The organism is Erythrobacter crassostreae, assembly GCF_019204045.1.
In the GTDB taxonomy this organism is placed as follows: domain Bacteria; phylum Pseudomonadota; class Alphaproteobacteria; order Sphingomonadales; family Sphingomonadaceae; genus Erythrobacter; species Erythrobacter crassostreae.
In genome coordinates, this window is sequence record NZ_JAGSPC010000001.1 from 1672054 (window position 1) to 1697383 (window position 25330).

The 25330-nt window shown below is 57.4% G+C and carries 32 protein-coding genes; 25 read left to right on the forward strand and 7 right to left on the reverse strand.

Annotated features, from left to right (window positions below; translation table 11 throughout):
• The first annotated feature begins 5 nt into the window (after positions 1 to 5).
• From KCG46_RS08150 to KCG46_RS08215, 15 genes are all read left to right on the forward strand, one after another.
• On the forward strand, positions 6 to 953 hold the full coding sequence (locus KCG46_RS08150; RefSeq protein ID WP_218404759.1) for a heme o synthase: 948 nt from the start codon (positions 6 to 8) through the stop codon (positions 951 to 953).
• On the forward strand, positions 950 to 1078 hold the full coding sequence (locus tag KCG46_RS12650; protein WP_255551830.1) for a cytochrome c oxidase system small membrane protein: 129 nt from the start codon (positions 950 to 952) through the stop codon (positions 1076 to 1078). The genes KCG46_RS08150 and KCG46_RS12650 overlap by 4 nt, the downstream gene beginning before the upstream one ends.
• Positions 1079 to 1113: 35 nt before the next feature.
• Complete coding sequence (locus KCG46_RS08155; RefSeq protein ID WP_218405376.1) at positions 1114 to 1656, forward strand: cytochrome c oxidase assembly protein; 543 nt, start codon at positions 1114 to 1116, stop codon at positions 1654 to 1656.
• 46 nt (positions 1657 to 1702) lie between these two features.
• Positions 1703 to 2587 (forward strand): cytochrome c oxidase subunit 3, encoded by an 885-nt coding sequence (locus KCG46_RS08160; protein WP_218404760.1) that lies wholly within the window; start codon positions 1703 to 1705, stop codon positions 2585 to 2587.
• The gene (locus KCG46_RS08165) at positions 2557 to 2976 is read left to right on the forward strand and encodes a DUF983 domain-containing protein (protein ID WP_255551831.1); all 420 of its coding nucleotides are present in this window, start codon (positions 2557 to 2559) and stop codon (positions 2974 to 2976) included. Before KCG46_RS08160 ends, KCG46_RS08165 begins: the two co-directional genes overlap by 31 nt.
• Complete coding sequence (locus KCG46_RS08170; protein ID WP_218404761.1) at positions 2973 to 3542, forward strand: SURF1 family cytochrome oxidase biogenesis protein; 570 nt, start codon at positions 2973 to 2975, stop codon at positions 3540 to 3542. Before KCG46_RS08165 ends, KCG46_RS08170 begins: the two co-directional genes overlap by 4 nt.
• Before the next feature lie 61 nt (positions 3543 to 3603).
• The gene (gene thrC / locus KCG46_RS08175; RefSeq protein ID WP_218404762.1) at positions 3604 to 5016 is read left to right on the forward strand and encodes a threonine synthase; all 1413 of its coding nucleotides are present in this window, start codon (positions 3604 to 3606) and stop codon (positions 5014 to 5016) included.
• Entirely contained in the window at positions 5016 to 5906 is an 891-nt protein-coding gene (locus KCG46_RS08180; protein WP_218404763.1) for a class I SAM-dependent methyltransferase, read from the forward strand. The genes thrC and KCG46_RS08180 overlap by 1 nt, the downstream gene beginning before the upstream one ends.
• A complete protein-coding gene (locus KCG46_RS08185; protein WP_218404764.1) occupies positions 5903 to 6319 on the forward strand; it encodes a SecDF P1 head subdomain-containing protein in 417 nt (138 codons plus the stop codon). The genes KCG46_RS08180 and KCG46_RS08185 overlap by 4 nt, the downstream gene beginning before the upstream one ends.
• Positions 6316 to 6693 carry a dihydroneopterin aldolase gene (locus tag KCG46_RS08190; protein ID WP_218404765.1) on the forward strand — a complete coding sequence of 126 codons (378 nt, stop codon included), beginning with the start codon at positions 6316 to 6318 and terminating at the stop codon, positions 6691 to 6693. The genes KCG46_RS08185 and KCG46_RS08190 overlap by 4 nt, the downstream gene beginning before the upstream one ends.
• Positions 6693 to 7010: a Rossmann fold domain-containing protein gene (locus tag KCG46_RS08195; protein ID WP_218404766.1), complete on the forward strand. Its 318-nt coding sequence runs from the start codon at positions 6693 to 6695 to the stop codon at positions 7008 to 7010. The genes KCG46_RS08190 and KCG46_RS08195 overlap by 1 nt, the downstream gene beginning before the upstream one ends.
• Positions 7003 to 8049 (forward strand): GTP 3',8-cyclase MoaA, encoded by a 1047-nt coding sequence (moaA, locus tag KCG46_RS08200; protein ID WP_218404767.1) that lies wholly within the window; start codon positions 7003 to 7005, stop codon positions 8047 to 8049. Before KCG46_RS08195 ends, moaA begins: the two co-directional genes overlap by 8 nt.
• Before the next feature lie 3 nt (positions 8050 to 8052).
• Positions 8053 to 8316: a MoaD/ThiS family protein gene (locus tag KCG46_RS08205; protein WP_218404768.1), complete on the forward strand. Its 264-nt coding sequence runs from the start codon at positions 8053 to 8055 to the stop codon at positions 8314 to 8316.
• The gene (locus KCG46_RS08210) at positions 8279 to 8770 is read left to right on the forward strand and encodes a molybdenum cofactor biosynthesis protein MoaE (protein WP_255551832.1); all 492 of its coding nucleotides are present in this window, start codon (positions 8279 to 8281) and stop codon (positions 8768 to 8770) included. The genes KCG46_RS08205 and KCG46_RS08210 overlap by 38 nt, the downstream gene beginning before the upstream one ends.
• 83 nt (positions 8771 to 8853) lie before the next feature.
• Positions 8854 to 9291 (forward strand): hypothetical protein, encoded by a 438-nt coding sequence (locus tag KCG46_RS08215; RefSeq protein WP_218404769.1) that lies wholly within the window; start codon positions 8854 to 8856, stop codon positions 9289 to 9291.
• A gap of 43 nt (positions 9292 to 9334) precedes the next feature.
• Here the strand turns inward: KCG46_RS08215 and KCG46_RS08220 are convergent, their stop codons facing one another.
• Both KCG46_RS08220 and KCG46_RS08225 read right to left on the reverse strand, forming a co-directional pair.
• Positions 9335 to 10057, reverse strand: a complete 723-nt coding sequence (locus tag KCG46_RS08220; RefSeq protein WP_255551833.1) for a Crp/Fnr family transcriptional regulator — start codon at positions 10055 to 10057, stop codon at positions 9335 to 9337.
• Positions 10036 to 10545, reverse strand: a complete 510-nt coding sequence (locus KCG46_RS08225; protein WP_218404770.1) for a hypothetical protein — start codon at positions 10543 to 10545, stop codon at positions 10036 to 10038. Before KCG46_RS08225 ends, KCG46_RS08220 begins: the two co-directional genes overlap by 22 nt.
• Positions 10546 to 10782: 237 nt before the next feature.
• Between KCG46_RS08225 and rplU the strand changes: the two genes are divergently transcribed.
• The 4 genes from rplU (at position 10783) to KCG46_RS08245 (ending at position 13056) form a co-directional block, all read left to right on the forward strand.
• Positions 10783 to 11289 (forward strand): 50S ribosomal protein L21, encoded by a 507-nt coding sequence (gene rplU, locus KCG46_RS08230; RefSeq protein ID WP_218404771.1) that lies wholly within the window; start codon positions 10783 to 10785, stop codon positions 11287 to 11289.
• Positions 11290 to 11301: 12 nt separating this feature from the next.
• Positions 11302 to 11571, forward strand: coding sequence for a 50S ribosomal protein L27 (gene rpmA, locus KCG46_RS08235; protein WP_218404772.1), 270 nt, complete (start codon positions 11302 to 11304; stop codon positions 11569 to 11571).
• A gap of 225 nt (positions 11572 to 11796) precedes the next feature.
• Positions 11797 to 12342 carry a GNAT family N-acetyltransferase gene (locus KCG46_RS08240; RefSeq protein WP_218404773.1) on the forward strand — a complete coding sequence of 182 codons (546 nt, stop codon included), beginning with the start codon at positions 11797 to 11799 and terminating at the stop codon, positions 12340 to 12342.
• 117 nt (positions 12343 to 12459) lie between these two features.
• Entirely contained in the window at positions 12460 to 13056 is a 597-nt protein-coding gene (locus KCG46_RS08245; protein ID WP_218404774.1) for a TetR/AcrR family transcriptional regulator, read from the forward strand.
• A 1-nt stretch (position 13057) separates the two neighbouring features.
• Here the strand turns inward: KCG46_RS08245 and ygfZ are convergent, their stop codons facing one another.
• Together ygfZ and KCG46_RS08255 are read right to left on the reverse strand one after the other, a co-directional pair.
• The gene (gene ygfZ, locus KCG46_RS08250; RefSeq protein WP_218404775.1) at positions 13058 to 13789 is read right to left on the reverse strand and encodes a CAF17-like 4Fe-4S cluster assembly/insertion protein YgfZ; all 732 of its coding nucleotides are present in this window, start codon (positions 13787 to 13789) and stop codon (positions 13058 to 13060) included.
• A gap of 1 nt (position 13790) precedes the next feature.
• A complete protein-coding gene (locus tag KCG46_RS08255) occupies positions 13791 to 14690 on the reverse strand; it encodes an ATP-grasp domain-containing protein (protein ID WP_218404776.1) in 900 nt (299 codons plus the stop codon).
• A 65-nt stretch (positions 14691 to 14755) separates the two neighbouring features.
• On the opposite strand from KCG46_RS08255, the gene pyrC reads away from it, so the two are divergent.
• On the forward strand, positions 14756 to 15793 hold the full coding sequence (gene pyrC / locus KCG46_RS08260) for a dihydroorotase (RefSeq protein ID WP_218404777.1): 1038 nt from the start codon (positions 14756 to 14758) through the stop codon (positions 15791 to 15793).
• Here pyrC and rarD read toward each other — a convergent pair.
• Positions 15790 to 16710, reverse strand: a complete 921-nt coding sequence (gene rarD, locus KCG46_RS08265) for an EamA family transporter RarD (protein WP_218404778.1) — start codon at positions 16708 to 16710, stop codon at positions 15790 to 15792. The two genes, pyrC and rarD, sit on opposite strands and share 4 nt — an antisense overlap.
• 325 nt (positions 16711 to 17035) lie before the next feature.
• Between rarD and KCG46_RS08270 the strand changes: the two genes are divergently transcribed.
• Positions 17036 to 17770 carry a hypothetical protein gene (locus KCG46_RS08270; RefSeq protein ID WP_218404779.1) on the forward strand — a complete coding sequence of 245 codons (735 nt, stop codon included), beginning with the start codon at positions 17036 to 17038 and terminating at the stop codon, positions 17768 to 17770.
• An 18-nt stretch (positions 17771 to 17788) separates the two neighbouring features.
• Here KCG46_RS08270 and astD read toward each other — a convergent pair whose 3' ends face one another.
• Positions 17789 to 19237 (reverse strand): succinylglutamate-semialdehyde dehydrogenase, encoded by a 1449-nt coding sequence (gene astD, locus KCG46_RS08275; RefSeq protein WP_255551834.1) that lies wholly within the window; start codon positions 19235 to 19237, stop codon positions 17789 to 17791.
• Positions 19238 to 19368: 131 nt separating this feature from the next.
• Complete coding sequence (locus KCG46_RS08280) at positions 19369 to 20778, reverse strand: protein adenylyltransferase SelO (RefSeq protein ID WP_218404781.1); 1410 nt, start codon at positions 20776 to 20778, stop codon at positions 19369 to 19371.
• Positions 20779 to 20854: 76 nt separating this feature from the next.
• Between KCG46_RS08280 and KCG46_RS08285 the strand changes: the two genes are divergently transcribed.
• The 4 genes from KCG46_RS08285 to KCG46_RS08300 all read left to right on the forward strand — a co-directional run bounded on the left by KCG46_RS08285 (position 20855) and on the right by KCG46_RS08300 (position 25221).
• Complete coding sequence (locus KCG46_RS08285; RefSeq protein ID WP_218404782.1) at positions 20855 to 21718, forward strand: alpha/beta fold hydrolase; 864 nt, start codon at positions 20855 to 20857, stop codon at positions 21716 to 21718.
• A complete protein-coding gene (locus KCG46_RS08290) occupies positions 21718 to 22860 on the forward strand; it encodes a glycosyltransferase family 4 protein (protein WP_218404783.1) in 1143 nt (380 codons plus the stop codon). Before KCG46_RS08285 ends, KCG46_RS08290 begins: the two co-directional genes overlap by 1 nt.
• A 181-nt stretch (positions 22861 to 23041) precedes the next feature.
• Complete coding sequence (locus KCG46_RS08295) at positions 23042 to 23833, forward strand: tetratricopeptide repeat protein (RefSeq protein WP_369410180.1); 792 nt, start codon at positions 23042 to 23044, stop codon at positions 23831 to 23833.
• 62 nt (positions 23834 to 23895) lie between these two features.
• Entirely contained in the window at positions 23896 to 25221 is a 1326-nt protein-coding gene (locus tag KCG46_RS08300) for an outer membrane protein assembly factor BamB family protein (protein ID WP_218404784.1), read from the forward strand.
• Positions 25222 to 25330: the final 109 nt, after the last annotated feature.

Consider the following 25330-nt stretch of genomic DNA (forward strand, 5'->3'; position numbering starts at 1 on the left):
TGACTATGGATACGCTTTTAACCCCGACTGCCAAACCGCACCCGATGCCAGCCGATTGGCGTGATTTTTTCACGCTTACCAAGCCGCGCGTCATGACACTGGTGATCTTCACCGGTATCTGCGGACTGCTGGCTGCACCGGGTAGTATCCATCCTGTTCTTGGCTTTACCGCAATCCTCGCGATCGCGATGGGGGCCGGCGGCTCTGCTGCCCTGAACCATTGGTGGGAAATGGATCTTGATGCGGGGATGAAGCGCACGGCCAATCGCCCGCTGCCTTCGGGTCGCATGCTGCCCAAGGATGCGCGCGATTTCGGTATCTTTCTATCGGTGACGTCGGTTGGCCTGATGGGTGTTGCAATCGGTTGGCTGGCGGCGATCTCACTCGCAGTCGCGATCGTCTACTACGCCGTGATTTACACGATGTGGTTGAAGCCGCGCACACCGCAGAATATTGTCATTGGTGGCGGATCGGGCGCATTCCCTCCGTTCATCGGCTGGGTTGCCGTAACGGGCGAAATCACGCTGATGCCGGTGCTGTTGTTTGCGATTATCTTTATGTGGACGCCGCCGCATTTCTGGGCGCTCGCGCTGTTTATGAAATCTGACTATGCGAAAGTCGGCATTCCGATGATGCCGGTCGTCGCAGGCGAGAAATCGACGCGCACGCAAATCCTCGTTTACACGGTGCTCCTTGCCCCTGTTGCGATTGCTCCATGGGCAATTGGCGCGACAAGCTGGGTTTATGGTTCGGTTGCGGTGGTTCTCTCGTTGCTCTTCCTCGCCTTTGCGATGCCTGTCGGCACGCGGACGCGCGCAGACGAAGACGCGATGCAGCCGGAAAAGACGCTGTTCAAATTCAGCATCTACTATCTGTTTGCATTGTTCGCTGCGCTCGTCGCTGATCGCTTGCTCGAAAACAATGGTCTGATCGGTGGAGGTATGTTCGCATGACCCCTGAAGAAGAAGCCGAAACAAAGCGCCGCCAGAAAGCCCGCAACCTTGTGGTTGGCGGAACGCTGCTGTTCTTTGTCGTGCTGTTCTACATGATCACCATTGCGCGGATTGGCGGGCAATAGTGAACACCGCGCAGCCATCCATCGATGATCGCAATATGCGCACCGGCGGTATGGCGCTGCTCGGCGCGCTGGCGATGCTCGGTCTCGGTTATGCGGCAGTACCGCTCTACGATCTGTTTTGCCGTGTCACAGGCTTTGGCGGGACCACTCAGGTCGCGACAGAAGCAGAGGCGGTAAGCGCAGCGCGCGCTGGCATCGCAAAAGAAATTTCGATCCGGTTTGATGCTTCAACTGCGCGCGACGTTCCGTGGAGCTTTGCCCCTGCGCAAGCGACCGACACCGTCCGCATTGGGCAGCGCGATCTGGCTTCGTACATCGCTCGCAATGATAGCAATTACCCGGTCACAGGTACGGCGACATTTAATGTTGAGCCTGCGCAGGCCGGAAAATACTTCCATAAAATTCAATGCTTCTGCTTCACGCAGCAGACGCTTCAGCCCGGGCAGGAAGTGAACATGCCTGTGCTGTATTATGTCGATCCGGCGATCCTCGAAGACGAGTTCATGGCCGATGTCGAACAGATCACTTTGAGTTACACTTTTCACCGCGCGAAAGAGGCCGTAGACACGGATTCCTAACGCGAACATGATTGACTACGCATCCTAAGGGACGGGAAAGCAGACCATGGCTGGCAACGTAAACCACGACTATCACATTCTTGAACCCGACATCTGGCCGCTTATCGGCTCGTTGTCGGCGGTGACATTTACCTCAGGTCTGGTGCTCAACATGCACCCTGATACCTTTGGTACCTCGGGCAGCATCGTGATGTGGGCCGGCCTTGCCGGTCTGATCGCCACATTCTTCATGTGGTTCAAGAACATCGTGACCGAAGCAGAGCAAGGCGATCACACGCCGGTGGTTCAGCTTCACATGCGTTACGGCATGATCCTGTTCATCGCTTCCGAAGTGATGTTCTTTGTCGGCTGGTTTTGGTCGTTCTTCGACTTCGCACTGTTCCCTGCGCCGCTTTCTGTGACTGATGCAGGCACGGCGGCACAGGCCACTGCCAATGCGTTTCTAACCGACAACACCGCGTCTGGCGGCGATCTGGTGCCCCAGGGCATGGAAGTGCTTGATGCATTCAGTCTCCCGCTTCTGAACACGCTGATCCTGCTCTGCTCCGGTACGACTGTAACTTGGGCGCACCACGCGCTGATCCACGGTGATCGCGATGGTCTTAAACAGGGCCTGATCGCGACTATCGCCCTCGGCGTTCTGTTCAGCGGTATCCAAGCTTACGAGTACAGCATCGCGCCGTTCAACTTCGGCCAGAACACGTACAGCTCGGCATTCTACATGGCGACCGGCTTCCACGGCTTCCACGTTCTGATCGGCACCATCTTCCTCGCTGTCTGCCTGTTCCGCGTTTACAAAGGCCACTTCACGCCGCGCCAGCACTTCGGTTTCGAAGCGGCTGCTTGGTACTGGCACTTTGTTGATGTTGTTTGGCTGTTCCTCTTCGTTGCCATCTATGTATGGGGCGGTTGGGGCGCACCGGTCCATTGATCGAACCGGGCACCAGTCCCAAAGACAAGCAAGGGCAGCCCGGTTTATTCCAGGCTGCCCTTTCTGGTTTGTGCCCCCGCTGCGGGAAAGCGACTCTGTTCGAGGCGCCCGCGCGCATTGCGACTGAATGCGAGGCGTGCCAGCTTGACTATTCAGAGCTGGAGCGCGGTGCGCGCTGGTCTGGACTGCTCACTATCATCATGGCGGTGCTGCTGATCTCTGCCGCGATGGGCATCGACATTGCATTGCAACCACCATTCTGGCTGCAGGTGCTAATCTGGAGCGTTGTGACTGTGGCCGGAATTCTGGGCGGACTGCGCCTGTACAAGACAGCTCTCCTCTACGCCCAGTATGAAGCCAAGCTCGAGAAAGAGAACGCAGACACATGAATTCTCGTATCCCCGTCATTCCGACCATTCTTGTGATTGCCGCGGTGATCACGATGATTGGCCTTGGCTTTTGGCAGCTTGGCCGCATGGACGAGAAAGAGGCTATGCTGGCCGCCTATTCCGAGGCGACGCAGGAGGTGGACGCGGTATCCTTCCCAGTGTCGGGCGACGGGAAAGATCTGTGGTTTCGCCAGAGTACAATCGAGTGCATTGATGTGCTCGATATCGAAACGGTGGCGGGTACATCCGACAAAGGGCAAAAGGGGTGGGCTCAAAGAGCGACCTGTAAGATAGACGAAGATGCCGCCGTGCTCGTTGATCTTGGCTATTCGCGCAGCCTTCAAACCCCGCGATGGACCGGCGGCGCAGTCACCGGCGTAATCGCTCCGGGCCCGCGTCTTGTCGCGAACCCTCCGCAGGCAGGACTGCAGTCGCTCGCAAAGCCCGATCCAGGCAACCTGCCAAACAATCACCTCGCCTATGCGGGGCAGTGGTTCTTCTTCGCGTTGACCGCGGTGCTGATCTACGGATTTGCGGTTCGTTCGCGTCTTCGAAAGAAAGACTAGGGTGAGTGGCAAGGCACCCTTGCTTGCTCTCGCAATCATGGCCCGCTAACCGCAAGAATATATGGAATACATCTCCACCCGAGGAAGCGCGCCTACGCTTGATTTTGAAGGCGCAACATTGGCCGGTCTTGCCAGCGATGGCGGGCTGTACCTGCCGCGCAAATGGCCGCGCTTTAGTGCGGCGGAAATTCGCGATCTTCGGGGCTGCGAATATTGGGAAGTCGCCGTCGCGGTGATGAAGCCTTTCGTTGGCAAAAGCTTGACGGAAGCAGAGCTGATCGAAATTTGCCAGCAGGTTTATGGCAAGGAATTCAGCCACGCTGCGGTTACGCCTTTGGTGCAGCTTGACGGCCAGCATTGGCTGCTCGAACTGTTCCATGGCCCGACGCTGGCGTTCAAAGACGTCGCCCTGCAAATGCTCGGTCGGCTTTTCGATACCTTCCTGAAACGCCGCGATGAGCGCCTGACCATCGTGGGTGCGACCAGCGGCGATACCGGATCTGCGGCAATTCGCGGTGTTGCCGGATCTGAGCGGGTCGAGATTTTCATGCTCCACCCTCAGGGCAAAGTAAGCGACGTGCAGCGCCGCCAGATGACGACGGTGCGCGCACCGAATGTCCATAACCTCGCGATTGATGGCAGCTTTGATGATGCACAGGCGCATGTGAAGCGCATGTTCGGCGATGCGGATGTGACCGGTACTCTCAATCTGGGAGCGGTCAATTCGATCAACTGGGCGCGGCTGATGGCGCAGGTGGTGTATTATTTCTATTCGGCTTTGCAGCTGGGCGGGCCGGATCGCAAAATTGCCTATTCTGTCCCCACGGGAAATTTCGGTGATGTCTTTGCAGGTTATGTCGCATCCAGGATGGGGCTACCGATTGAGACCTTGGTGGTTGCGACAAATATCAATGACATTTTGCGACGAGCTATCAACGAAGGCGACTACTCCGCTGGCGGTGTGACGCCAACGATAACGCCATCGATGGATATTCAGGTCAGTTCCAATTTTGAGCGACTTTTGTTTGATGCGGGCGGACGTGATGGCGCCGCAATCGCGCAGCAAATGCACGGTTTTGAAAAAGCCAAGACAATGGCGCTCACCAATGCACAGCGCGTCGGGATGAAAGACCTGTTTCGCAGTTTCCGTGCTGATCAGGATCAAACCGCGCGAGCTATGCAATGGGCCCACGCAGCCAGCGGCCAGATTATTGATCCGCACACCGCCGTTGGCCTGAGCGCGGCGCAAGACATGGTTGCGGACGACTCAATTGATCCGACTGTTCCCATCGTCACGCTTGCTACGGCGCATCCGGCGAAGTTCCCCGACGCAGTCGAGCGCGCAGTCGGAGTGCGTCCGGCACTGCCGCAACGCGTCGGCGATCTGTTCGGGCGCGAAGAACATTTCACCGAGCTTTCCGGTGACTATGAAGCCGCCCGCGACTTTGTTCTGCAGAATGCTTCTGCCGACTGATGGCGGTAATCGCGCTTCAACCAATGGTGATGGAATGCACTGGATGGGACGCTTACCGGCTGCTCGATAGCGGCGCAGGGCGCAAATACGAGGCATTTGGCCCGCACGCGTTCATCCGGCCAGAGCCGCAAGCGCTGTGGCAGCCGCGCCTTTCCGAATGGCCAGCCGCGGGCGAATTTGTGCCCGGATCTGATGAGGATGGCGGCGGGCGCTGGCAGCTTGAAACGCAGCTTTCTGAAGAAGGATGGGAGCTCGCGTGGAATGAAGTGAAATTCACCGCACAACCCACTCCGTTTCGGCACCTGCAATTCTTCCCAGATATGGCACCCGTATGGGACTGGATGCGATGCCAGCTGGCGGGCCGAGACGACGCCGAAACGATGAACATGTTCGGCTATACCGGCCTCGGCACGCTGGCCCTGAGTGAGCACGGCCGTGTCACCCACGTGGATGCCTCCAAAAAATCTGTCGCTCAGGCGCGTGAGAATGCGACTTTGTCTGGCATGGATGACCGTCCGATCCGTTGGATGGTTGACGATGCCGCAAAGTTTGCAGCGCGCGAAGTGCGGCGTGAGCGGCGGTATGATGGCATCATTCTTGATCCGCCAAAGTTCGGGCGCGGACCCAAGAACGAGACCTGGCGATTGGAAGCGGGCTTGCCTGATCTCGTCGGAGACTGTGCAAAGCTGCTCGACGACAAAAGCGCGTTTCTGTTCCTTACCGTCTATGCCGTACGCATGAGTTCAGTTGCGCTGGCGGGATTGCTCGAAGAGAAATTGCGGCATCTTCCCGGCGTAATCGAGCATGGTGACCTTGCCGTGCGTGAGGAAGGCGAGGGAGCCCGTCTCTTGCCGACGGCGATCTTTGCACGTTGGAGGCAAGATACATGAATGCGTTTTTCTTATTCGCTTTGGCCGCCTTGGCTGAGCCCGCTGCGCCGCCAGCCGAGCTTGTTCGGTTCCTTGTTCAGGACGAGGAGACTGGCAAGCAAACGAGTGAATTCGTCCTATGCTCACCCAGAGTTTATGTCGCGCAGATTGATCCTGACGAATATTCCGGCGAGATGGTTCTGAACATTGAGCTGGGAGAAAAGGGTAAGGTCTGGCTGGCCGAGACATCCGCAAAGAATGTCGGGCAGAAAATGCAGATCATCATCGGAGATGAGACGGTTTCGTCTCCCGTTATCAACGAACCGATCACAGGCGGGATGCTCGTCCTCACTGGACTAACTCTGTCTGAAAGCAAGCGGGTCCAAGAAGCTATGCTAAGGCCGTGCAAGACAATGGAAGCCTCCAGCGAATGAACGATTCTCTCATCCTCGAAGTGGCCGACCTCGAAGTCGATGTTCTAACCGGCATCTATTCGGAGGAAACCGGTAAGCCGCAACCGCTGCGCATTACCATTCAGGCGCGCTATGATATTGCAGATCGCTACGATCCCGATACGCCGCTTGAGGCGAGCAAGAATTACATGGACCTCAAATTCGCGGCCTCTGAAGGCCTGCCGAAAGATGTCCACTTTAAACTGATCGAGGCCGTGGCTGACCACATCTGTGAAAGCCTGTTTGTTCAGGACAAACGGGTTCAGGCGATCACGGTAAAGATCATTAAGCTCGCCATTGCCGAGGCGAACGAGAAAATCGGGATCACGATGCACCGCGAACGGCCTGCGGACTGATGCAGGCTGTGCTGACAGTCGAAAGCCTCCCCGTCAGCGGTATCGCGGCGAGTGCGGCTTTCTTCAGCGATTATTTAGAGCAGGCAAAGATTATGCTGGCTGCGGCTGATACGACGGCTCTGGCCATCGTCTTGCCTGAAGCGGGGACCGACCATGATGATTGGCGGCGCTCGCTCGCGGGCGATCTTGCGCGGGAATACACCCCTAAACGCGTAAATGTGATCGGAGCGAAAGATCAATTGGCGGCAAAGGCGCTGATCGATTATTTGCGAGATGCGCCTGGCGTTACCGGACAGTACTGTCCTGCCCATGGCTAAAATCGCGACTCGCAAACCAGACAGGATTGATCTCGGTGCAAAATCTGCGCCGCTGATCGATACGTTCAAGCGATCGATTTCTTACCTACGTTTGTCTGTGACGGATCGCTGCGACTTGCGCTGCTCCTATTGCATGCCCGAACGCATGACTTTCCTGCCCAAAAAAGACGTTCTGACGCTCGAAGAGCTGCACCAACTGGCCACCGGTTTCATCGATCGCGGGGTCAACAAGATACGGATCACTGGTGGGGAGCCATTGGTGCGCCGCGACATCGTTGACCTGTTCGATGCGCTTGGTCGCCGGATTGGTAACGGGCTGGATGAGCTGACGCTTACCACCAATGGAACCCAGCTTGCCGAGCATGCGGATGCCCTTGCGACGGCCGGCGTGCGGCGCGTGAATGTCTCTCTGGATACGCTCGACCGCGAACGCTTTGCGCGGCTGACACGGCGCGATGCCCTGCCTCTGGTCTTGGACGGCATTTCCGCTGCCAAAGAAGCAGGCTTGAAGGTGAAGATAAACGCAGTCGCGCTGAAAGACGTGAACGAGGGCGAGCTTCCTGATCTGATCGCGTGGGCGCATGCCTCCGGCCACGATGTGACGTTGATCGAAGTAATGCCGCTTGGCGAGATTGAGGAGGAACGGCTCGACCAGTTTCTTTCTCTCGGCATTGTTAAAGAGAGCCTTGAGCAGCGCTGGACACTGACGGAAAGCGATCACAAAACCGGCGGCCCTGCGCGCTATTTTGATATCGCAGAAACCGGCGGCAGGTTGGGTCTTATAACCCCGCTTACCGGCAATTTCTGCGCAGGTTGCAACAGGCTTCGCGTTACAGCGACAGGTCAGCTTTACCCTTGCCTTGGCGGGGCGGAACGGGTGGACTTGCGCGCCGCGCTCCGATCTGATGATGCAGAAGGCAATCTGGCAAAAGGTCTGGCACAGGCGATGATGATCAAGCCGGAGAAACATGATTTTCGTATGGACACGCGCGGAGCAGAACCGGCGCAGCGGCGTCATATGTCGATGACAGGGGGGTGAGCGGTGTCGATCCGGATAATGTACCTAGGGCAACTGGCAGACATTGCAGGAAAGGACGAATCCGAATTTACGTCCAGTTCCGGCGAAATTGACTGGCCCGATTTGGTCGAATTGCTGCGAAACCACGTTAATCCCGAGATTTCCGCTGCGGTCGATGATGCGCGAACGTTGGTCGCAGTTAACGGCAAGGTTCTGTCTGATAAGACGCATCTTGATGCAAGAGACGGCGATGAAGTGGCGCTGCTGCCACCTGTCAGCGGCGGTTGATCCGGCCATGCACCGCGATATTCGTTTGCTTACCCAGCCATTCATTCCCGGTGCTTTGATCGGGCCGTTCACCAATACATGCGAAGGCCTTGGCGGGGTTTGCACATTCGTGGGCGAAGTGCGCGGAGGCGGCGGCGTCGAGAAGCTGGAGCTTTCTCACTACGAGCCGCTGACGATGAACGGTTTGCAACAATTGGCGGATGCGGCGGCTGACCGGTTCGATCTCATGGGACTGTTGATGGTGCACCGCATCGGCCAAATGCATCCGGGCGAGCCGATCGTATGTGTTTCGGCGGCGGCGGCACATCGGCGCGATTCTATCGACGCGGTCGATTTTTGTATGGATCACCTCAAAAGCGCTGCCTGGTTCTGGAAACGCGAATTGCGCGATGGCGTGTGGCATTGGATTGAGCCACGCGAGGCTGATCACGCTGATCTTTTGCGTTGGAATTGAAAATACTCGCCTCAGTTTGATCTGGATCAAGGTGGCGAGCGCAGCCCGGTACTAATTCTCTTTCCAACGAAGGAGAAAGCCCCATGAGTAAACTCGCACACGACATTATCGCCCGCGGAGATGCCCGCATTGTCGCAGCCCCCGCGCATGTCGATGCACCTCGCAATCAGGTCGAAAGCGACCGCAATTTTGAAATGCCAACTGCTTTCTACGGCGCTACTGTCGCGTGCTACCTTGCATTTATTGGCATTCTGGCAACCGCATTTTCCACGCCTGGTCTGATCATCCCGATGGTGATTTTTGCTGCATTTATCGTTGCCGGATTTGGCGTTCCCGCAGCTTGGACCCGGCTCAAAGATAACAACAGCAAACCCATGACTATGGGTAAATTCAAACAGGCAGGCATTATGACCAACACAGGACGCCTCGCGCCGCGCGATGCCGCGATCCAAATGCTGATCCTGCCGGCTTTAATAGTTCTTTGGGCCTGCGCCGTCGTTGTCATCGCCGCGCTGGTGTGATCGAGGGGCTTTGATCGCCCCAAGGAGAGAGACGATGACGTAGCTAGGCCTGAGCAGCCTGGCGCCCGGATAGGGCCTGAAGAAGCGCGGGGTCGATCAGTTCGATCCCGCGCTTTCCTTTGCGCAGGATCGCGCCGGCCTCTTCGATCTCGCCGAGCTTGCGGCTGACCGTTTCGATGGTGAGGCCCAGCATGTTGGCAATTTCACCGCGCGTCAGCGGCAATTCAAATTCACTGGCGAGATGGCACGAGGAATGGCTGGCCGCGACGGCGAAGTCATGGATAAGAGCCGCCAATCGGGCTTCGGCATCAGCGGTTGCGTTGAGTTCAAGCAGGCTGCGTGTTGCCAGCAGATCTTCCTGACTGCGCCGCAGCAATGCGCGGGCAAGAGAGGGATAGAGGTCGATCGCTTGATTGATATCTGCGCGCGCAAACGTGCAAAGCCTGCTCTCTGTCAGAGCGACGACATCATGATGGGCAAAAGGAGCAAACAGTTCACCGATAAAACCTGAAGGGTGAACGAGCGCGAGGATTTGTTCATTGCCATCGCGGTCAATGGCCGAAACCTTCAATGCACCTGATACAAGAGTCGCGCAGGCGGCATTCTCGTCTCCTGCCGCGAACAGCATTTCCCCGCGTTTCAAGGTCCGCGTTCGGCCCGCCGCCGCCAGCGCATCGCGCTCTTCTTCGGTCAACACGGCGCAAGCTGCGCTGTCTTTTACCGGACAAGTTTCGCAGGCGGTGTTCACTGCGAAAGCCGCTGCCATAAAACATCGAGAGCGCGATTTTGCGCAGTGATGATTGTTTCAACTTTTGATCGCGCCAATTCTATGTCCTCTTTCGGGGCAAAGGTCGTGGCCGCTTCAGCGGTCAGCAGGTCAAGATCAGCAAGGGCAATTGCAGTATCGCTGCGCATGGCTGTTAAATCGGCCAGTGCGACAAGAGCTCGCTGTCGATCATCGCTTTCAATGCTCTTTCCTGCAGCCAGCCTGACAAGCGCTGTGGCGTTAGTTTGTGAGCGCGTGAATCGTCCGTGAGAGGTTTCTGCGCGCGCCACGAGATCGTTTAGGTCCTGTGACGTCGCGACCGCCCGAATCGGAGCAGGCTCCTCGGCCTGCAAAGGCGTGAATTGACCCTGTGTCCGTTCAAAGTCGCGTATGGCGAGCGAAGGGTATTTGTCGCTTGAGCCCGCGCAGGCGGACAGAAACGTTGCAGCACTTGCTGCGATCAAAACCTTGAAATAACGATGTCTCATCTTGGCGGGCACGAATATCACGCCGAATTGGCTGCGCAAAGCCAGATAGGCAAAGAGTCTGAAAAAGAGTCGCTTTGAGGACAGATTCTCCGTCAGATAGCGTTGACTTGCCAGAGTGTTTCCCTTAACGGCACCGTTCTTTCCGGCGCTGCATCTAGGCTGCGCCGCAATGCCGTTCGGTCAATGTGGGTTTTCTTCCGCGCTGCCGGACACGCCAAGAGATTGAGAGTATAGACCATGTTCGCGATAGTGCGCACAGGTGGCAAGCAATATCGGGTTGCCGCCGGAGACAAGATTGCCGTTGAAAAGCTCGCTGGAGAAGCCGGCGACACGATCACATTGGGTGACATCCTGATGGCAGGCGAAGGCGATTCGATCGCTGACGCTTCCAAAGTGAGTGTTTCGGCCGAAATCATCGCTCAAGCGAAGAGCGAGAAAGTCGTCGTTTTCAAAAAGCGTCGTCGCCACAACTACCGCCGTAAGGCTGGTCACCGTCAACAGATGACGCTTCTGCGCATCACCGACGTAGGCGAAGGCAAAAAGGCTCCGGCTAAGAAGGCTGCCGCTCCTAAAAAGGAAGCCGCACCGAAAGCTGAAGCCGAAGCCAAGAAAGCTCCGGCGAAAAAGGCTCCGGCCAAGAAAGCCGCTCCGAAGGCCGCAGCCGATAAAAAGCCTGCAGCCAAGAAAGCACCAGCAAAAAAGGCACCGGCTAAGAAAGCCGCGCCAAAAGCTGATACGAAGTAAGGATCAGGACCCATGGCACATAAGAAAGCAGGCGGTTCATCGCGTAACGGTCGCGACTCAGCAGGTCGCCGCCTTGGTGTGAAGAAATTCGGCGGTCAGGACGTGATCGGCGGAAACATCCTCGTGCGTCAGCGCGGCACTAAATTCTATCCGGGTACCAATGTCGGTATGGGTAAAGATCACACTCTCTTCGCGCTCGGCGAAGGCGTGGTCCGATTCCATAAGGGCAAGCTAGGCCGCAAATTCGTGTCGGTAGACATGATTGCGGAAGCAGCTGAATAACCGGACGATTCAAAAACAGGATCGTCCACCGGGGCGGTCCTAGCCGATAACACAATCGGCAGCGTAGAGGGAGAAGGGCCACCCCATTCGGGGGAGCCATCTCCCTCTTCTCGTTTCTCCCTCGAAAATCCGTGGAGCGATAAAGTTTCACGGCAACGAAATTGTCATGCAGCCCGCCTATCGGCGCGGTGAGGGGCAATTGAGTTCTCGCTTGGGAGAAGAATTGTGTTCCATCGTAGCGACAGATTGCTGCTCAGACCCATCTGGCCAGAGGATTGGCAAGGCGTGCTTTCGGGCATTGCCGATGAAGGTGTCGTGCGAAATCTAGCCAGCGCCCCGTGGCCCTACGCCGCCGAGGATGCGCGCAAATTCGTATCGCTCCCGATTGATCCGATGTTTCCGCGATTTCTGATCACCCGCGCACGCGATGCGCAGGTTGTCGGCTGCATCGGCATAGATGCGATGGATGACGATGCCGGTGTGATCGAGCTCGGATATTGGATCGCCCGCCCATATTGGGGTCAGGGTTTTGCGACCGAGGCTGGCGCCGCGGCGCTGAAAGTCGCACGAGCGCTTGGTCATCAAAATCTGGTTGCTTCGCATTTCCTCGACAATCCTGCATCGGGCGCGGTTTTGCGCAAGCTTGGTTTTAAGCCGACTGGCCGCGTTGTGGAACGTCATTCCTGCGGCCGCGGCGAAGATGCACCGACGGCCGAATATGAGCTCTCGCTGCGCGACCTATTGGACGAGAGTGTCTCTGTGGCGGCTTGATTTCGCTCGTCTCTATATAGTCCCAACGCCCCGGCCTCTCTTCAGAGCGCCGGGGCTTCTGGTTTGCCGCTTCGTCCGCTTGTTCAACGCTGCGGTTTTCACTAGGGATATTGTGGTATGACAAGCCGCAAAAGATTAACGCCCGAAGAGTCCCGTAAGTCTGCTCTCCAAGCGGCGCGCGCGCTGCTGATTGAGACAGGGCCCCAGTCGGTGACTTTGAAGGCTGTCGCCTCGCGTATTGGCCGGACACACGCCAATCTGTTGCATCATTTCGGTTCTGCATCTGGCCTGCAAAAGGCGCTTGCAGAGCATCTTGCGAAGACCGTCTGCGAAACCATTATTGAGGCTGTTCATGCGAGCAGGGCGGGCCTTGGCTCGGCACGCGAAGTGGTGGACCTCGCATTCGATGCCTTTGACCGCGAAGGCGCAGGCGCGCTGACCAGTTGGATGCTGCTCACCGGGAACGAGGATGCGCTAAACCCGATTATCAGCACAATTCACGAGCTGGTTGACGAGATTGCACCCGGTGAGGCGGATCACTCCGGTGATGAAATGCACGTCCATAAGGACACGCTCAGTCTTGTGTTGCTCGCATTGGGAGATGCGCTAATCGGCGGGGCGCTGGCGAAATCGCTCGGTCTGCCGCGCGATACAGCTCGCGAACGCGCTGCTGCCAATCTTGAGGCTTCAATGGCGCAGCATTACCAGCGCTAAGTTATTCGGTCAGGCCTGCGCTCTGCCAGTCGGGCAAGCTCGCAGGGTCAAGATCGGCAACCCGCAAGTGATCCACCGCTAGTCCGAGATCTGGATAGATCGCCTTGCGCCGTTTCTCTTCTGAAGCATCAAAGGGCACAACAACCAGACGGCGATTGACCTTCTGCCGCCAGCTCATCCGCGCGGTGTTTTCTTGACCGATATAGCAGCCTTTTGCGAAGCTCACGCCGTTTAGCTCGACCGCGTTGGTCTCCAGCCAAAGAATATCGGCAAGATCGCTGCGTCCCTCTGGAACACCAAGCGACAATCGATGTGCTTGATAGTCCGCATCGCCGTTTACTGCCTCTGTCGCTTTTGAAACACCGCGATAGCCCAAAGCAGCCAGTCGCGGATCAGCTATCGCGCCATCGAACGCCGTGTCGCTCCAGTATACGGCTAAAGTCTCGTCTCGGGCGATCTCAATCTTACGGCGCAACCGATAGAGCGAGAGCCGCTTTGCAAGGTCATCGGCAGCATTCGCTTCGCAATCGAGCAGCAATGCGCCGTCTTCACCAGACCATACGAAAAAGTCGAACATCGCTTTGCCTTGGGCGGACAGCAGAGCGGCGTAGACGGGTAAATCGCCGCTCACGTCATTAGTGACGAGGCCTTGCAGAAATCCACGGACATCTTCGCTTGCATCGGTTGGAGCCAAGCGGACGATTGCGCGATTGCTTAGGTTCTTTGCGGTCACTTCACGATATCCGTTTTGCTATAGCTTGGGCAAGCCGTGGGCCCAGTTCAGGTCCCTGTTCGGGATATAGATAGGGTTCGATCAGCTCGGCTTCCATAACCATCAGCGCGCCGTCCTCTGCGCGTAGCATATCAATGCGGGCGTAGAGCGGAGTGGAGAATGGCAGCGCCGCGACAATTGCAGCCGCGGCACCCGCTTCTGCTGCAGTCGGTTGGTGGACTTCTTCCGAACCGCCATAGAGCGATTGAATCCGGTAGTCGCCTTTCGCAGGCAGCTTGCGGAGAACATGGCTCAATTCGCCATCTATAAAGACAAAGCTCAGCTCGCCTTCTTCTGCAATCGCCGGAAGGAAGGGTTGCAGCATCGCAGCATGGGCAAAATTCCAATTGGCATCGGGCAGCGATCCTTTCGAAATCAACTCCTGACCGAGGGCGCCTGCACCAATCTGGCGTTTGACCACGATACGGTCGGTATCGAACACTTCCATTGCCTCAAGCGCGCCTTCAGCTGTCACGGCCTTTCGCCACAACGTTGGAATGGTGCGAGCGCCTTTGTCACCAAGGTCGCGCAGATATGTTTTTGTCGCATTCCAGCGAACCAGGTCAGGTGGATTGCAAACCTTGATCCCGTTTGCCGCCAAGGCATCAAGTTTGCCCAGAAACGCCTCGGGTTTGTCCTGATAGTTCCATGATGAACCAAGCAGCACCAATGCAATGCCTTCGAACGCTTCGATGGGCGCCTCCCAATCGATCACGCACAAATCCAACCCTTGCGCGGCAAACGCCGGTTCAAACGCGGCAATCATCAGGTCATGTTCAAACGCGTCACCACGTCGTTCGCCAGATCCCCCCAATGCTTCAGGCAGAGTGGTTTCGCAGGCAAGAAATCCGATTTTAGTCATACAAAGCCCTTTATGGATGTCCGACAGGGCTGGAAAGACTTTCCGTGCCAGACTAGGGAATCGTCATGACTGATACGCTCACAATTCGCCGCCCTGATGACTGGCACCTGCATTTCCGCGACGGTGATATCATGCGCGGTGTTGTTCCTTACACAGCGCGTCAGTTTGGGCGGGCGATTGTGATGCCGAACCTGACGCCTCCGGTAACGACAGCGAATTTGGCGGCGGAATATCGCGAACGGATTGTCGCGGCAGTGCCTGCCGGAGTGGACTTTACGCCGCTGATGACGTGCTATCTCACCGATACGACCGATCCGGATGATCTGGCGCGCGGGTTTGCTGAGGGGGTCTTTACCGCTGCCAAGCTCTATCCTGCCAATGCTACGACGAATTCAGCGCATGGCGTGAGCGATTTGGCCAAGATTTATCTGGTGCTTGAGGGGATGGAGGCTGAGGGCATTGTGCTGTGTATTCACGGCGAAGTGACGGATCACGACATAGATGTGTTCGACCGCGAGGCGGAATTTATAGAACGCCACATGCGCGCGATTGTTCGCGATTTTCCAAAGCTTAAGATCGTCTTTGAGCACATTACGACAGCCGATGCAGTGGCTTTTGTGGAAGAATGCGGACCCAATGTCGCAGCGACAATTACGCCGCAGCATCTCCATATCAATCGCAACGCGATGCTGGTGGGCGGAATCCAGCCGCACAATTATTGCCTGCCTGTCGCCAAGCGTGAAACCCACCGGCTTGCCCTGCGCAAAGCGGCAACCTCTGGTTCATCGAAGTTCTTCCTCGGCACCGACAGCGCGCCGCATCTTCGCGGTGACAAAGAAAGCGCTTGCGGCTGTGCTGGTATTTTTGGCGCGCCTTATGCGATCGAAAGTTATTGTATTGTGTTCGATGAAGAAGACGCGCTGGAGCATCTGGAAGCGTTTGCATCGCTAAATGGGCCGGCGTTTTACGGCCTGCCGGTGAATGAAGAGACCATTACGCTTGAGCGAGCGGACGTCGCGGTACCTGAAGAGCTCGATCTTGCCGGGCAAACCATTGTGCCTTGGCATGGCGGGCAAACGATTGGCTGGCGGATCGCCGACTAAGCCGCCGCTTTGGCTTTTCGGCTTCTCGCCCAAAGGTCGAACAAAAAGATCGCCACCGCTGTCCAGATGAGCAGGAAACTGCCAAGTTGAACGGGGCGCAATTCCTCGCCGAAGACGGTCAGGCCGAGCAGAAACACAATCGTTGGCGCGAGATACTGGATGAAACCAAGCGTTGAATAATTCATCCGCTTGGCTGCAATTGCGAACAGCAACAGCGGCACCGCTGTTACCACGCCCGAAAACACTATCGCGGCGCTCAAAAACCAATCATTGCCAAAGGCTGATCCGGCGGGTGTCTGAGCATACCACCAGGCAATACCCGCAGCCGGAATTAGAAGGATCGCACTCTCGATTGTCAGGCCGGGAAGCGACCCGACAGGAACCTGTTTCCTTACAATCCCATACAGCCCAAAGCTGAAAGCGAGACTCAGGCTGATCCAAAGAGTTGTCAGCGCGCCAGCTGCCAACAAGGCAACCGCTGTCAGGGCGATTGCCACAGCCAGCCATTGCCGCTTCGACAGTTTCTCACCCAGCAACAGCGTGCCAAGCAGCACATTCAGCAGCGGATTGAGGTAGTATCCAAGGCTCGCGGCGTAGACCTGATTTTCCATGATCGCCCAAATATAGACGAACCAGTTGATCGCGATCAGCAGGGCACTGGCAAACAGGGCGAGCAATGTTCGGCGGTTCGTCAACGCCTCTTTCAGCGCGGGAAACTGCTTTCGCAGCGCGACGATCGCAAGGCAAAACGGCAGGGTCCAAATGATCCGCCAGCCGACGAATTCGAACGGCGGTACGCTCGTGACCAGCAGCAGATAGAGCGGCAGAAACCCCCACATCAGATACGCTGCGAGCGCTGCCGGTAGGCCGGAAGGTTCTGCTTCGCTGTTTGCGGGGGTGGGAGCGGGTGTCGCCATGGAGCACGGCCCGTAGGCTTCGCGCGCAATGAGCGCAAGCGGCGGCGCGCTTTACAGCGCGTTGCAACGCTGAACCGACCCTTTCGCCCTCGATTGCAGACCGTTCAGGTTTGATAGCTTATACATGAACAGATCAATCGAGGGGCGCGCGGCAATCCCACCTACGCTGCGCGCCTTCTCCTCCCTACTTGGGCCTACCCACCAAGGGCCTGAGCGCGGTTCCACCACCGCGGAAGGCGCTCCCATGTCTTTGCGACATGGGGGCGTTTTCATTTTGTCCGCTCATGATAGCGATTATTAACCTTGTTGCGGCAAAAGGGCGGACATGTTCTCGCGACAATTCCGCCTCGGCCTAATCAGCGCGCCAGCCTTAATGGGTTTGGCGCTGTCTGCCTGTGGTTCTGAGGTCGAACCCGAAGTCACCGAAAGCGTCGTTGCGACCGATCCCCTGATGGCGCGCGCGCTTAACGATCCGCTTATGGTCGATCCCGACCTTGCCTATCGCAACGAAGCGAACGCCGCGCTTACAGTTCGGTATGATCATGCCTTGCCGCCTTTGGTCGCGACTGACGAGCTTGCCAATCAGGCACGCGAAGCTGCACGCGTGGAATTGCTCGCGGACGGACAGATTCCCCCGTTACCATTTCCGTCTAGCGAAGGTGGTGCTGGTGATCTTTCAAACCTGACCACTGCCGACGCCATTTTTAATGCCGTTGGCGGGCCACAGGAATGCGCGAGCGCTCTTGAGGCAGGTTTAAATTGGTCTGTCGATATGCCGGGCCCCTCCTCGATTATGCCGCACGGTATGGTGCAACAGGCCGCTGGTGTAGCGAGCGGAAACTGCAACGCCCGGATTGTGCGCTATGTCACTCCGGTCGATATTGACGATGCGTTGGGATACCATTTTGCCCGCGCAGACCGCGCAAGGCTGCGTCCGGCAATTTATGAAGCGCCGGAGAAGTCAGTCGTTGGCGATGGCCGCACAGAACATCTGGTCGCCCATGTTCGTGAAGGACCAGGCGGAATGACCGCAGTCGATCTCATCTACTGGACCAAATAGGCCGAAATTTCAGGTTGCTTAGGTTTGGACGCCAATCGCGATGTTTGCGCGAGGCTGCTCCAGTTCGGTGCTTGCGACCGGATATGCGCAATAATCCGCAGCGTAGAATGCAGCTGGCCGATGGTTGCCCGAAAGGCCGATCCCGCCAAATGGAGCAGCCGACGAAGCGCCGTTGGTCGGGCGGTTCCAATTGATAATACCCGCACGAACATTGGCCCAGAACCGCGCGTAATCATCCGGTGAACCGCCAATGAGCGATGCCGATAGACCAAACCGCGTGTTGTTTGCCTCCGCAATACCGGCGTCAAGATCGGGCACTCTGATCACTTGCAGAATCGGACCGAACAATTCGATGTCTGGCCTGTCAGGAATATCGGTCGTGTCGATAATGCCGGGGGTCAGAAATGGTTTGTCCGGATCGGTACGGCGCAAATGTGTGATCGGCTTCCCGCCGGCGGTGACCAACGCGAGAAAGCTCTCGCCCAGCAATTCAGCGGTTTCATTGTCGATGACCGGCCCCATAAATGGCTGCGGATCATCCAAAGGATTGCCAACAATCAGGCTCTTGGTCAGCTTTTTCAATTCCGCGATCACTGCATCGAACATCGAATCCACGATGATCAGCCGCCGGGCCGCGGTGCAACGCTGACCTGCGGTGGTGAAAGCGCTTTGCACGATCAGAGCGGCAGCGTCGGAGATCAGAGGCGTATTGGTAACCACAATCGGGTTGTTGCCGCCCATTTCCAGCGCGACGATCTTACCGGGGTTCGAGGCGAGCTTGCGATTGATTGCGATACCGGCATTGGCAGAACCGGTGAACAAAACTCCATCAATGCCGGGATGGGCAACGAGCGCCTTGCCCTCGTCTGGTCCGCCAACAACCAGTTGCACCACGCCTTCTGGAAACTTGGCCTTGCGGAAGCATTCGACCAGAGCTGCGCCAACCGCAGGGGTCTTTTCGGACGGTTTGAACAGCACGACATTGCCCGCGATCAGGGCCGGAATCATGTGGCCATTCGGCAGGTGGGCAGGGAAGTTATACGGGCCAAGCACGGCCATTGCGCCGTGCGGTTTATGACGCAGGGCCGCAGTGCCGTTCATGGCGCTGTCGAGTTTTTTCTTACCTGTCCGTTCGGCATAAGCATTTACCGAGATATCGACCTTGTTGATGACCGCATCGACTTCGGTTCTGGCTTCCCATAGCGGCTTGCCAGCTTCGCGGGCGATCAGTTCGGCTAGGCCGTCTGCTTCGGCGCGCACTTCATTGGCAAACCGGCGGCATAGTTCGATCCGGTTCGCCAAGGGGCGGGCAGCCCATTCCGGAAAGGCACGGCGCGCGGCGCTGACTGCGGTGTCTACATCGCCAAGCTCGCCGCGCCACAATTCATCACCCGTGGCGGGATCATAGGAAATCAGGGTTGTGTCAGTCACTCTTGGAAACTTGCCCCTCTTGTGCGGGTTCCTCAATCGGCGATGCTCTTCATTGGAACACTGCTCTATTGGCTAAATCCGGTAACGTTGCTTGCATGGAAAAGATAGGGTTTGAGGCGATTTTACAACCTCGTATCGCTCATTACTCTTAATCAGGATAACCGATATCATGTGGCTTTTACGTGGCCAGCCGGCTCTGGCGGTTCGCCGTGTGCTTGGCCCATTCGTCTGAGCTGCCCGACCTTTTTCTTAAGCGGCACCCAATCATCGTTGTCGGCAATGGCAGACCAGATCGCCTCAACTTCCTCAATCAGTATGCTTTGAGGGGCCTGATCAGACCAGTATTCGTGCGAACTATCGACCGGTTCATAACCGGCGAGCGCTTCGCCAAACTCGCCCTCTGCATTCCTGCGGCCGCCGCGATGGGCGAAGAAGAAACCGTCTGGCCCGACTTTGTGCTCACGCATGTATTGCTCGCATAGGCCGATCAGCGCCGTATCCGCTTCGTCGCCGCGTGGGCTGATCCCCAAACGCCAGCACCAACGCCGTGCAATGGCGGCCATGTAAAGCGTACCGAAACGCTCCATCGCCGCCACCAAAGGCTCGGTGTCAGCGAGCAGCCGCAACGCCACGGCCAATTGCCCGCAATTCCAATGCAGCGCCTCCGGCTGGCGGCCAAAGGCATAGAGCCCGTTGTGGTCGAAATAGGCGGCGGTGAAACCGGGGTCCCATGTCGGCAGCCAGCGCCACGGCCCGTAGTCAAAGCTCTCGCCCGTAATATTCATATTGTCGGTGTTCAGCACGCCGTGGACGAAGCCTGCGACCATGTAACTGGCAGCAAGATCAGCCATGCGCTCGACCACTTGATGAAGCAGGATTACGGCGGGTTCATCGCGGCCCAGAGCATCCTTTGGCGGCATCGGTCCCGGAAAATGCTCAAGGCAGTAATCAACGAGTTGCGCCATTTGCTCGCTTTCCTCGTGTGCGAGCAAACGTTGAAACGTGCCGATACGGATATGAGAATGGCTGAGCCGGACCATCACGGCCGATCGGGCAGGGGAAGGCTCGTCTTGCCGGATGAGTTTCTCACCCGTCTCGATGATAGAAAATGTCTTGGACGTGTTTACGCCCAGCGCCTCCAGCATTTCAGTCGCCAGAATTTCGCGGACCCCGCCTTTCAGGGTGAGCCTTCCGTCTCCAGCGCGGCTGAACGGCGTTTGACCCGATCCCTTGGTGCCCAGATCCATCAGCTTGCCATCGCCATCGCGCATCTGGGCAAACAGAAATCCGCGCCCGTCACCGATATCGGGATTGTACACGCGGAACTGGTGCCCGTGATATGCCAGCGCCAATGGCTGCGGCAGATTGCCATCCAAAGGCGCGAACCGACCAAAGTGATTTTCCCACTCGTTCTCACCCAAATGATCTAAGCCAATGCTCGCCGCCCAGCGATCATTGCGGAAACGGACAACGGTTTGCGGGTAAGCGGCGGCCTCCACCGGCGCGGCTATCCAGTCGGTCAGCTGCGTAATGGCGGTATCCGCGCGATATTCGGAAGGTTGCGGTTCGGATCGCATCGGGCGATAGTGGGCGTAAGTGGAAGCGTGCGCAAGCGCGTGGACCAGACAAATCTGTGAAGGATATCTGCCGGACATGGCATCCAATTACGAAGACCGCTCGTGGACCAGCGAAGACGGGTTGAACCTGCATTATCGCGATTATGTCGGGCCAAAAGGTTATGACGGCCCGCCAGTGCTGTGCCTGCACGGCCTGACCCGCAATGCGCGCGATTTCGCTGATCTAGCCGATCATCTGTGCCAGACCCGCCGGGTCATTGTGCCGGAAATGCGCGGCAGGGGGATGAGCGACTACGCGCCGTCATCCGACACTTACAATCCGCTGCAATATGTCGCTGACCTGGAAAAACTGCTTTCCGAAGAAGGGATTGAGCAATTTATCTCGATCGGCACGTCGATGGGCGGTTTGATGACGATGCTGATGGCACCGGCAAAGCCTGGACGCATCCTTGCATTCGCGATCAATGACATCGGGCCAGAAGTGAATATGGCCGGTGTCGAGCGGATCGGGACATATGTCGGGCAGGGCGGAAGCTATCCAACATGGATCCACGCCGCACGGTCGCTGTCGGAGGTTCACAGCGGCGCTTTTCCTGATTTCGACCTCGATCAATGGCTCGAAATGGCGAAGCGCACGTTAGTCGTCAGCCAGAATGGCCGGATCAGCTATGATTACGATATGGCAATCGCGGAACCGTTCAAGGTTCCCGGCAATGCCGCGCCGCCCGATTTGTGGCCTGCCTATGACGCGTTGCGCGATGTGCCAATGGTGCTGCTGCGCGGAGAACTCTCCGACCTGCTGACGCCGGAAACTGTTGCCAAAATGGTCGAACGCAATCCGGCGATGAAGGTCGTCACCGTGCCGCGGGTCGGCCATGCTCCGACGTTGGACGAGCCGGAGGCACGCGCGGCGATTGATGAATTGCTGGCGAGCGTCTGATGGCTGATACTCCGAAAGTTCTGCACTGCCACTCGACATTCTCGGCAGGCGGCAAAGAGGTGCGCTGCGCCAAGTTGATCAACGCTTTTGGCAAAGAGATGACCCACCACATCGTTTCGGCCATGCCGGATCAAATGGGTGCGCGCTCGCTGATCGATCGCAAACGCGCTCTCGTTGGTTACCCCGATAATTTTCCGTCTCTCACCGGGCGCCCGACGCCGGGCCGATTGGTCGGAATTGCTCAGGCGTTGAAGGATTATGATTTGGTCCTGACATACAATTGGGGCGCGATGGATGTGGTGATGGCGCACACCGTGTTCGCGCAGCAATTCAATCTCCCGCCTCTGATCCATCACGAGGACGGATTTAACGAAGACGAAGCGCACCAGCTAAAATGGACGCGCAATTGGTACCGCCGGATAGCGCTTGGCCGCGCGCATTCTCTGATCGTGCCAAGCGATACACTGGAAAAGATTGCGCTGGACGCTTGGAAACAACCGCGCCAGCGCATTGTCCGCATTCCCAATGGAATCGACACGAAAGCCTTCGCCAAAAAACCGAACGCAAAGAACTTGCGGCTGGTAAAGCGCGACGGAGAACGCTGGATCGGCACGGTCGCTGGCCTGAGGGCGGTTAAACAGCTGCCCATGCTGGTCGAAGCGGTAAGCGATATGCCCGAAAACTGGCATCTGGTGATCATCGGCGAGGGGCCCGAGCGTGATGCGATTCAGGAAGCTGCCGTGCAGCACGATATCAGCCACCGCGTCCATTTGACTGGAGCTATCGATGTTCCTTCATCGGTAGTCGGCTTGTTCGATATCTTCGCGCTTTCTTCGAAATCTGAACAATTCCCGCTTTCTGTGGTTGAGGCGATGGCCGCTGGATTGCCGGTCGCCGCGCCAGACGTGGGTGATGTGAAATCGATCGTAGCGGAGAAAAACCGCGACTTTATCGCTGTGCCAAACGATGTTGATGCCCTCGCAACGATGATCTGCGAATTGGTCGAAAACCCCGCATTACGCGCGGAAATCGGATCGCAGAACCGTGACAAGGCGCGGGACCTGTTCGACGTTTCAAAAATGGTCCAGCGATATCGCGATGTCTATTCTGCGGCGCTGTCCGGCAGGTTGGCTGCTTCATAATAGCGTGCTTGGTTTACCTGCTTAACCCGCCATTCAACTTGGGAACGGCAGTTCTGGCGCAAATCTGATGCAATCGAGACGGGGAGAGCAAAGCCCCGCATGCGCGCGCGCCATTGCGGAAGATCGCTGGCCCGCCTAAAGACGCCCGCGAACACTGAAATGACATGAGGAATAGAGCTCCGTGGCGCTCAAACCGACTTCTGGATCAAACAAAACCCCGTCAGTAAACGTAGAGGACGCCTCGCCAGAGGATGAAATCCTTATGCGCGAAATTGACGAAGCTGTGCGGCAGGATGATGCAACGCAGTTTTTCGAGAAATACGGCGTTATGCTTGGTTCGGCGCTGGCGCTGGTTCTGGCTGCATTTGGCGGGTATCTGGTATGGGATAATTACCGCGAAGGCGGGCTTGAAGCACAGTCGGAAACGCTGGTTCAGGCGCTTGATCAATCGGAAGCCGGTGATTTTGCCGGTGCGGATGCCACCGTTGCCGAGCTGACAACATCCGACAATGACGGCGCGCGTACGGCGGCCCGCTTTATGCAAGCTGCGGCTGCATTGGAACAAGGCGAAATGGCAAAAGCTGTCGAACTGTACGGTACGATTGCGGCGGACGATAATGCTCCCCCTGCGTTACGCGATCTTGCCCGCGTGCGCGAAGTTGCGACCAATTTTGATGACCGCGAGCCAGCCGATATTATCGCCAAGCTTAAAGATTTGGCTGTGCCCGGAAACGCGTTTTTTGGCAGCGCTGGCGAATTGACAGCGATTGCGCATCTTGAAGCAGGCGACCGCGATGCTGCAGGCACCCTGTTTGGCGAGATTGCCAAGGATGAAGAGTTGCCAGAAACACTGCGCGCCCGTGCCCGTCAAATGGCTGGCCTGCTGGGCATTGATGCGGTCGAAGATGTAGACAAGCTGCTGGAGGATCAGGGTATCGATCCGGAAGCGGGCCTAGTTGAGCAACCACAATAGGTCGAGCAGCCGCAATAAACCGCCCGAACGGCGGTCGTGAATTCAATTTGGACGGACATAAAATGAAACAGCACTCCTCAATTCGAACAGCGATGATCGCAGGCGCGATGGCGGCTGTGCTGACAGGCTGCGCCGGGGACGGCAAAACCACTCCGACCGTCGGCGAACGCATGCCGATCCTTTCGCGGATCGAAAGCGGCGCGGCAGTTGACCCTGCGCTTGCCAGCATAAGCGTGGTGCTTCCGCCAGCCCGCAACAACGCCGAATGGGCGCAGGTTGGCGGCTCAGCCAGCAAAGCTTACGGGCACCTTGCCTTGGCCGAAAATCCGGCCCCTGCATGGAAAGCCAGCATTGCCGGCGCCAGCAACAGCACGCGGCTCGCTGCGGCTCCGGTCATTGGCGGTGACAAGCTTTTTGCAGTTGGTTCCGACGGCGCGATCCATGCTTTTGACAAGCGGACCGGTGCGATCATGTGGCGCACAGACGCAGTCATGGAAGACGATATGCGCCCATCCGCATTTGGCGGCGGTGTAAGCTTTGACAACGGCATTCTCTACGCAACCAACGGCGCGGGCGAAGTGAAGGCATTGCGCGCGGAGAATGGCGAAGAGATCTGGAAAGTGAAACCGGCTGGCCCGCTGCGCGGATCGCCGACAATCGCTTTTGGCCAAATCTTCGTGATGTCACAGGATAACCAGATTATTTCTCTTCAGGCGTCCGATGGCGAACTGGTTTGGGATGAATCGGGTTCGACCGCGCAGTCGGGCGTTTTCGGCGTTGCGGCACCGGCTGCAGGGCAAGGCACCGTGATTGCCGGTTATTCCAGCGGTGAACTGAACGCCTATCGTTATGAGAATGGCCGAACCCTCTGGGCCGATGCGCTTGCGCGGACCAATATTTCGACACAGGTGAGCTCGCTTACCGATATTGACGCTGATCCGATCATCGATTCCGGCCGTGTTTATGCCTTGGGTCAGGGCGGACGGATGGCTGCCTATGAGCTGGTCACTGGTCAGCGTATCTGGGAGCTCAACCTTGCAGGCATCTCCACCCCGGCGATTGCAGGTGAATGGATATTTACGCTGACCGATGACGCGCGGATGTTGGCGATTGCCCGTTCGAGCGGCCGTGTGCGCTGGATCACCCAACTACAGCCGTTCCGCAATGTTGAAAAGAAGAAGAACCCGATTTTCTGGACAGGCCCAGTGCTTGCCGGAAACCATCTGTGGGCGGCCAGCTCGCGCGGTGAAATCTGGCGCGTAAGCGCAGGTGAAGGGTCTTCGCAGCTGTTCGCAGAGATCGATGATCCTGTCAGCTTGCCCCCCGTGGTTGCTGACGGGCATCTCTACATTCTCGACGATGGCGGCACGATTCACGCCTGGCGTTGATCCGATAGGGCAGGCCGCGTGCGGTTTAATCTTTCCGCCGCGCCTGTCCCGCGAATAGACGCGGCCTTTTCGCAAGCTGGCTGTTAACCCTTTTGCTCTATGGCCATCC

What these genes read in the sequence shown, in the direction of transcription:
- KCG46_RS08150 (WP_218404759.1), top strand. Translation starts at nt 6, where the DNA reads ATGGATACGCTTTTAACCCCGACTGCCAAACCGCACCCGATGCCAGCC.
- KCG46_RS12650 (WP_255551830.1), top strand. Translation starts at nt 950, where the DNA reads ATGACCCCTGAAGAAGAAGCCGAAACAAAGCGCCGCCAGAAAGCCCGC.
- KCG46_RS08155 (WP_218405376.1), top strand. Translation starts at nt 1,114, where the DNA reads ATGCGCACCGGCGGTATGGCGCTGCTCGGCGCGCTGGCGATGCTCGGT.
- KCG46_RS08160 (WP_218404760.1), top strand. Translation starts at nt 1,703, where the DNA reads ATGGCTGGCAACGTAAACCACGACTATCACATTCTTGAACCCGACATC.
- KCG46_RS08165 (WP_255551831.1), top strand. Translation starts at nt 2,557, where the DNA reads ATGGGGCGGTTGGGGCGCACCGGTCCATTGATCGAACCGGGCACCAGT.
- KCG46_RS08170 (WP_218404761.1), top strand. Translation starts at nt 2,973, where the DNA reads ATGAATTCTCGTATCCCCGTCATTCCGACCATTCTTGTGATTGCCGCG.
- thrC (WP_218404762.1), top strand. Translation starts at nt 3,604, where the DNA reads ATGGAATACATCTCCACCCGAGGAAGCGCGCCTACGCTTGATTTTGAA.
- KCG46_RS08180 (WP_218404763.1), top strand. Translation starts at nt 5,016, where the DNA reads ATGGCGGTAATCGCGCTTCAACCAATGGTGATGGAATGCACTGGATGG.
- KCG46_RS08185 (WP_218404764.1), top strand. Translation starts at nt 5,903, where the DNA reads ATGAATGCGTTTTTCTTATTCGCTTTGGCCGCCTTGGCTGAGCCCGCT.
- KCG46_RS08190 (WP_218404765.1), top strand. Translation starts at nt 6,316, where the DNA reads ATGAACGATTCTCTCATCCTCGAAGTGGCCGACCTCGAAGTCGATGTT.
- KCG46_RS08195 (WP_218404766.1), top strand. Translation starts at nt 6,693, where the DNA reads ATGCAGGCTGTGCTGACAGTCGAAAGCCTCCCCGTCAGCGGTATCGCG.
- moaA (WP_218404767.1), top strand. Translation starts at nt 7,003, where the DNA reads ATGGCTAAAATCGCGACTCGCAAACCAGACAGGATTGATCTCGGTGCA.
- KCG46_RS08210 (WP_255551832.1), top strand. Translation starts at nt 8,279, where the DNA reads ATGAAGTGGCGCTGCTGCCACCTGTCAGCGGCGGTTGATCCGGCCATG.
- KCG46_RS08215 (WP_218404769.1), top strand. Translation starts at nt 8,854, where the DNA reads ATGAGTAAACTCGCACACGACATTATCGCCCGCGGAGATGCCCGCATT.
- KCG46_RS08220 (WP_255551833.1), bottom strand. Translation starts at nt 10,057, where the DNA reads ATGGCAGCGGCTTTCGCAGTGAACACCGCCTGCGAAACTTGTCCGGTA.
- KCG46_RS08225 (WP_218404770.1), bottom strand. Translation starts at nt 10,545, where the DNA reads ATGAGACATCGTTATTTCAAGGTTTTGATCGCAGCAAGTGCTGCAACG.
- rplU (WP_218404771.1), top strand. Translation starts at nt 10,783, where the DNA reads ATGTTCGCGATAGTGCGCACAGGTGGCAAGCAATATCGGGTTGCCGCC.
- rpmA (WP_218404772.1), top strand. Translation starts at nt 11,302, where the DNA reads ATGGCACATAAGAAAGCAGGCGGTTCATCGCGTAACGGTCGCGACTCA.
- KCG46_RS08245 (WP_218404774.1), top strand. Translation starts at nt 12,460, where the DNA reads ATGACAAGCCGCAAAAGATTAACGCCCGAAGAGTCCCGTAAGTCTGCT.
- KCG46_RS08255 (WP_218404776.1), bottom strand. Translation starts at nt 14,690, where the DNA reads ATGACTAAAATCGGATTTCTTGCCTGCGAAACCACTCTGCCTGAAGCA.
- pyrC (WP_218404777.1), top strand. Translation starts at nt 14,756, where the DNA reads ATGACTGATACGCTCACAATTCGCCGCCCTGATGACTGGCACCTGCAT.
- rarD (WP_218404778.1), bottom strand. Translation starts at nt 16,710, where the DNA reads ATGGCGACACCCGCTCCCACCCCCGCAAACAGCGAAGCAGAACCTTCC.
- KCG46_RS08270 (WP_218404779.1), top strand. Translation starts at nt 17,036, where the DNA reads ATGTTCTCGCGACAATTCCGCCTCGGCCTAATCAGCGCGCCAGCCTTA.
- KCG46_RS08280 (WP_218404781.1), bottom strand. Translation starts at nt 20,778, where the DNA reads ATGCGATCCGAACCGCAACCTTCCGAATATCGCGCGGATACCGCCATT.
- KCG46_RS08285 (WP_218404782.1), top strand. Translation starts at nt 20,855, where the DNA reads ATGGCATCCAATTACGAAGACCGCTCGTGGACCAGCGAAGACGGGTTG.
- KCG46_RS08290 (WP_218404783.1), top strand. Translation starts at nt 21,718, where the DNA reads ATGGCTGATACTCCGAAAGTTCTGCACTGCCACTCGACATTCTCGGCA.
- KCG46_RS08300 (WP_218404784.1), top strand. Translation starts at nt 23,896, where the DNA reads ATGAAACAGCACTCCTCAATTCGAACAGCGATGATCGCAGGCGCGATG.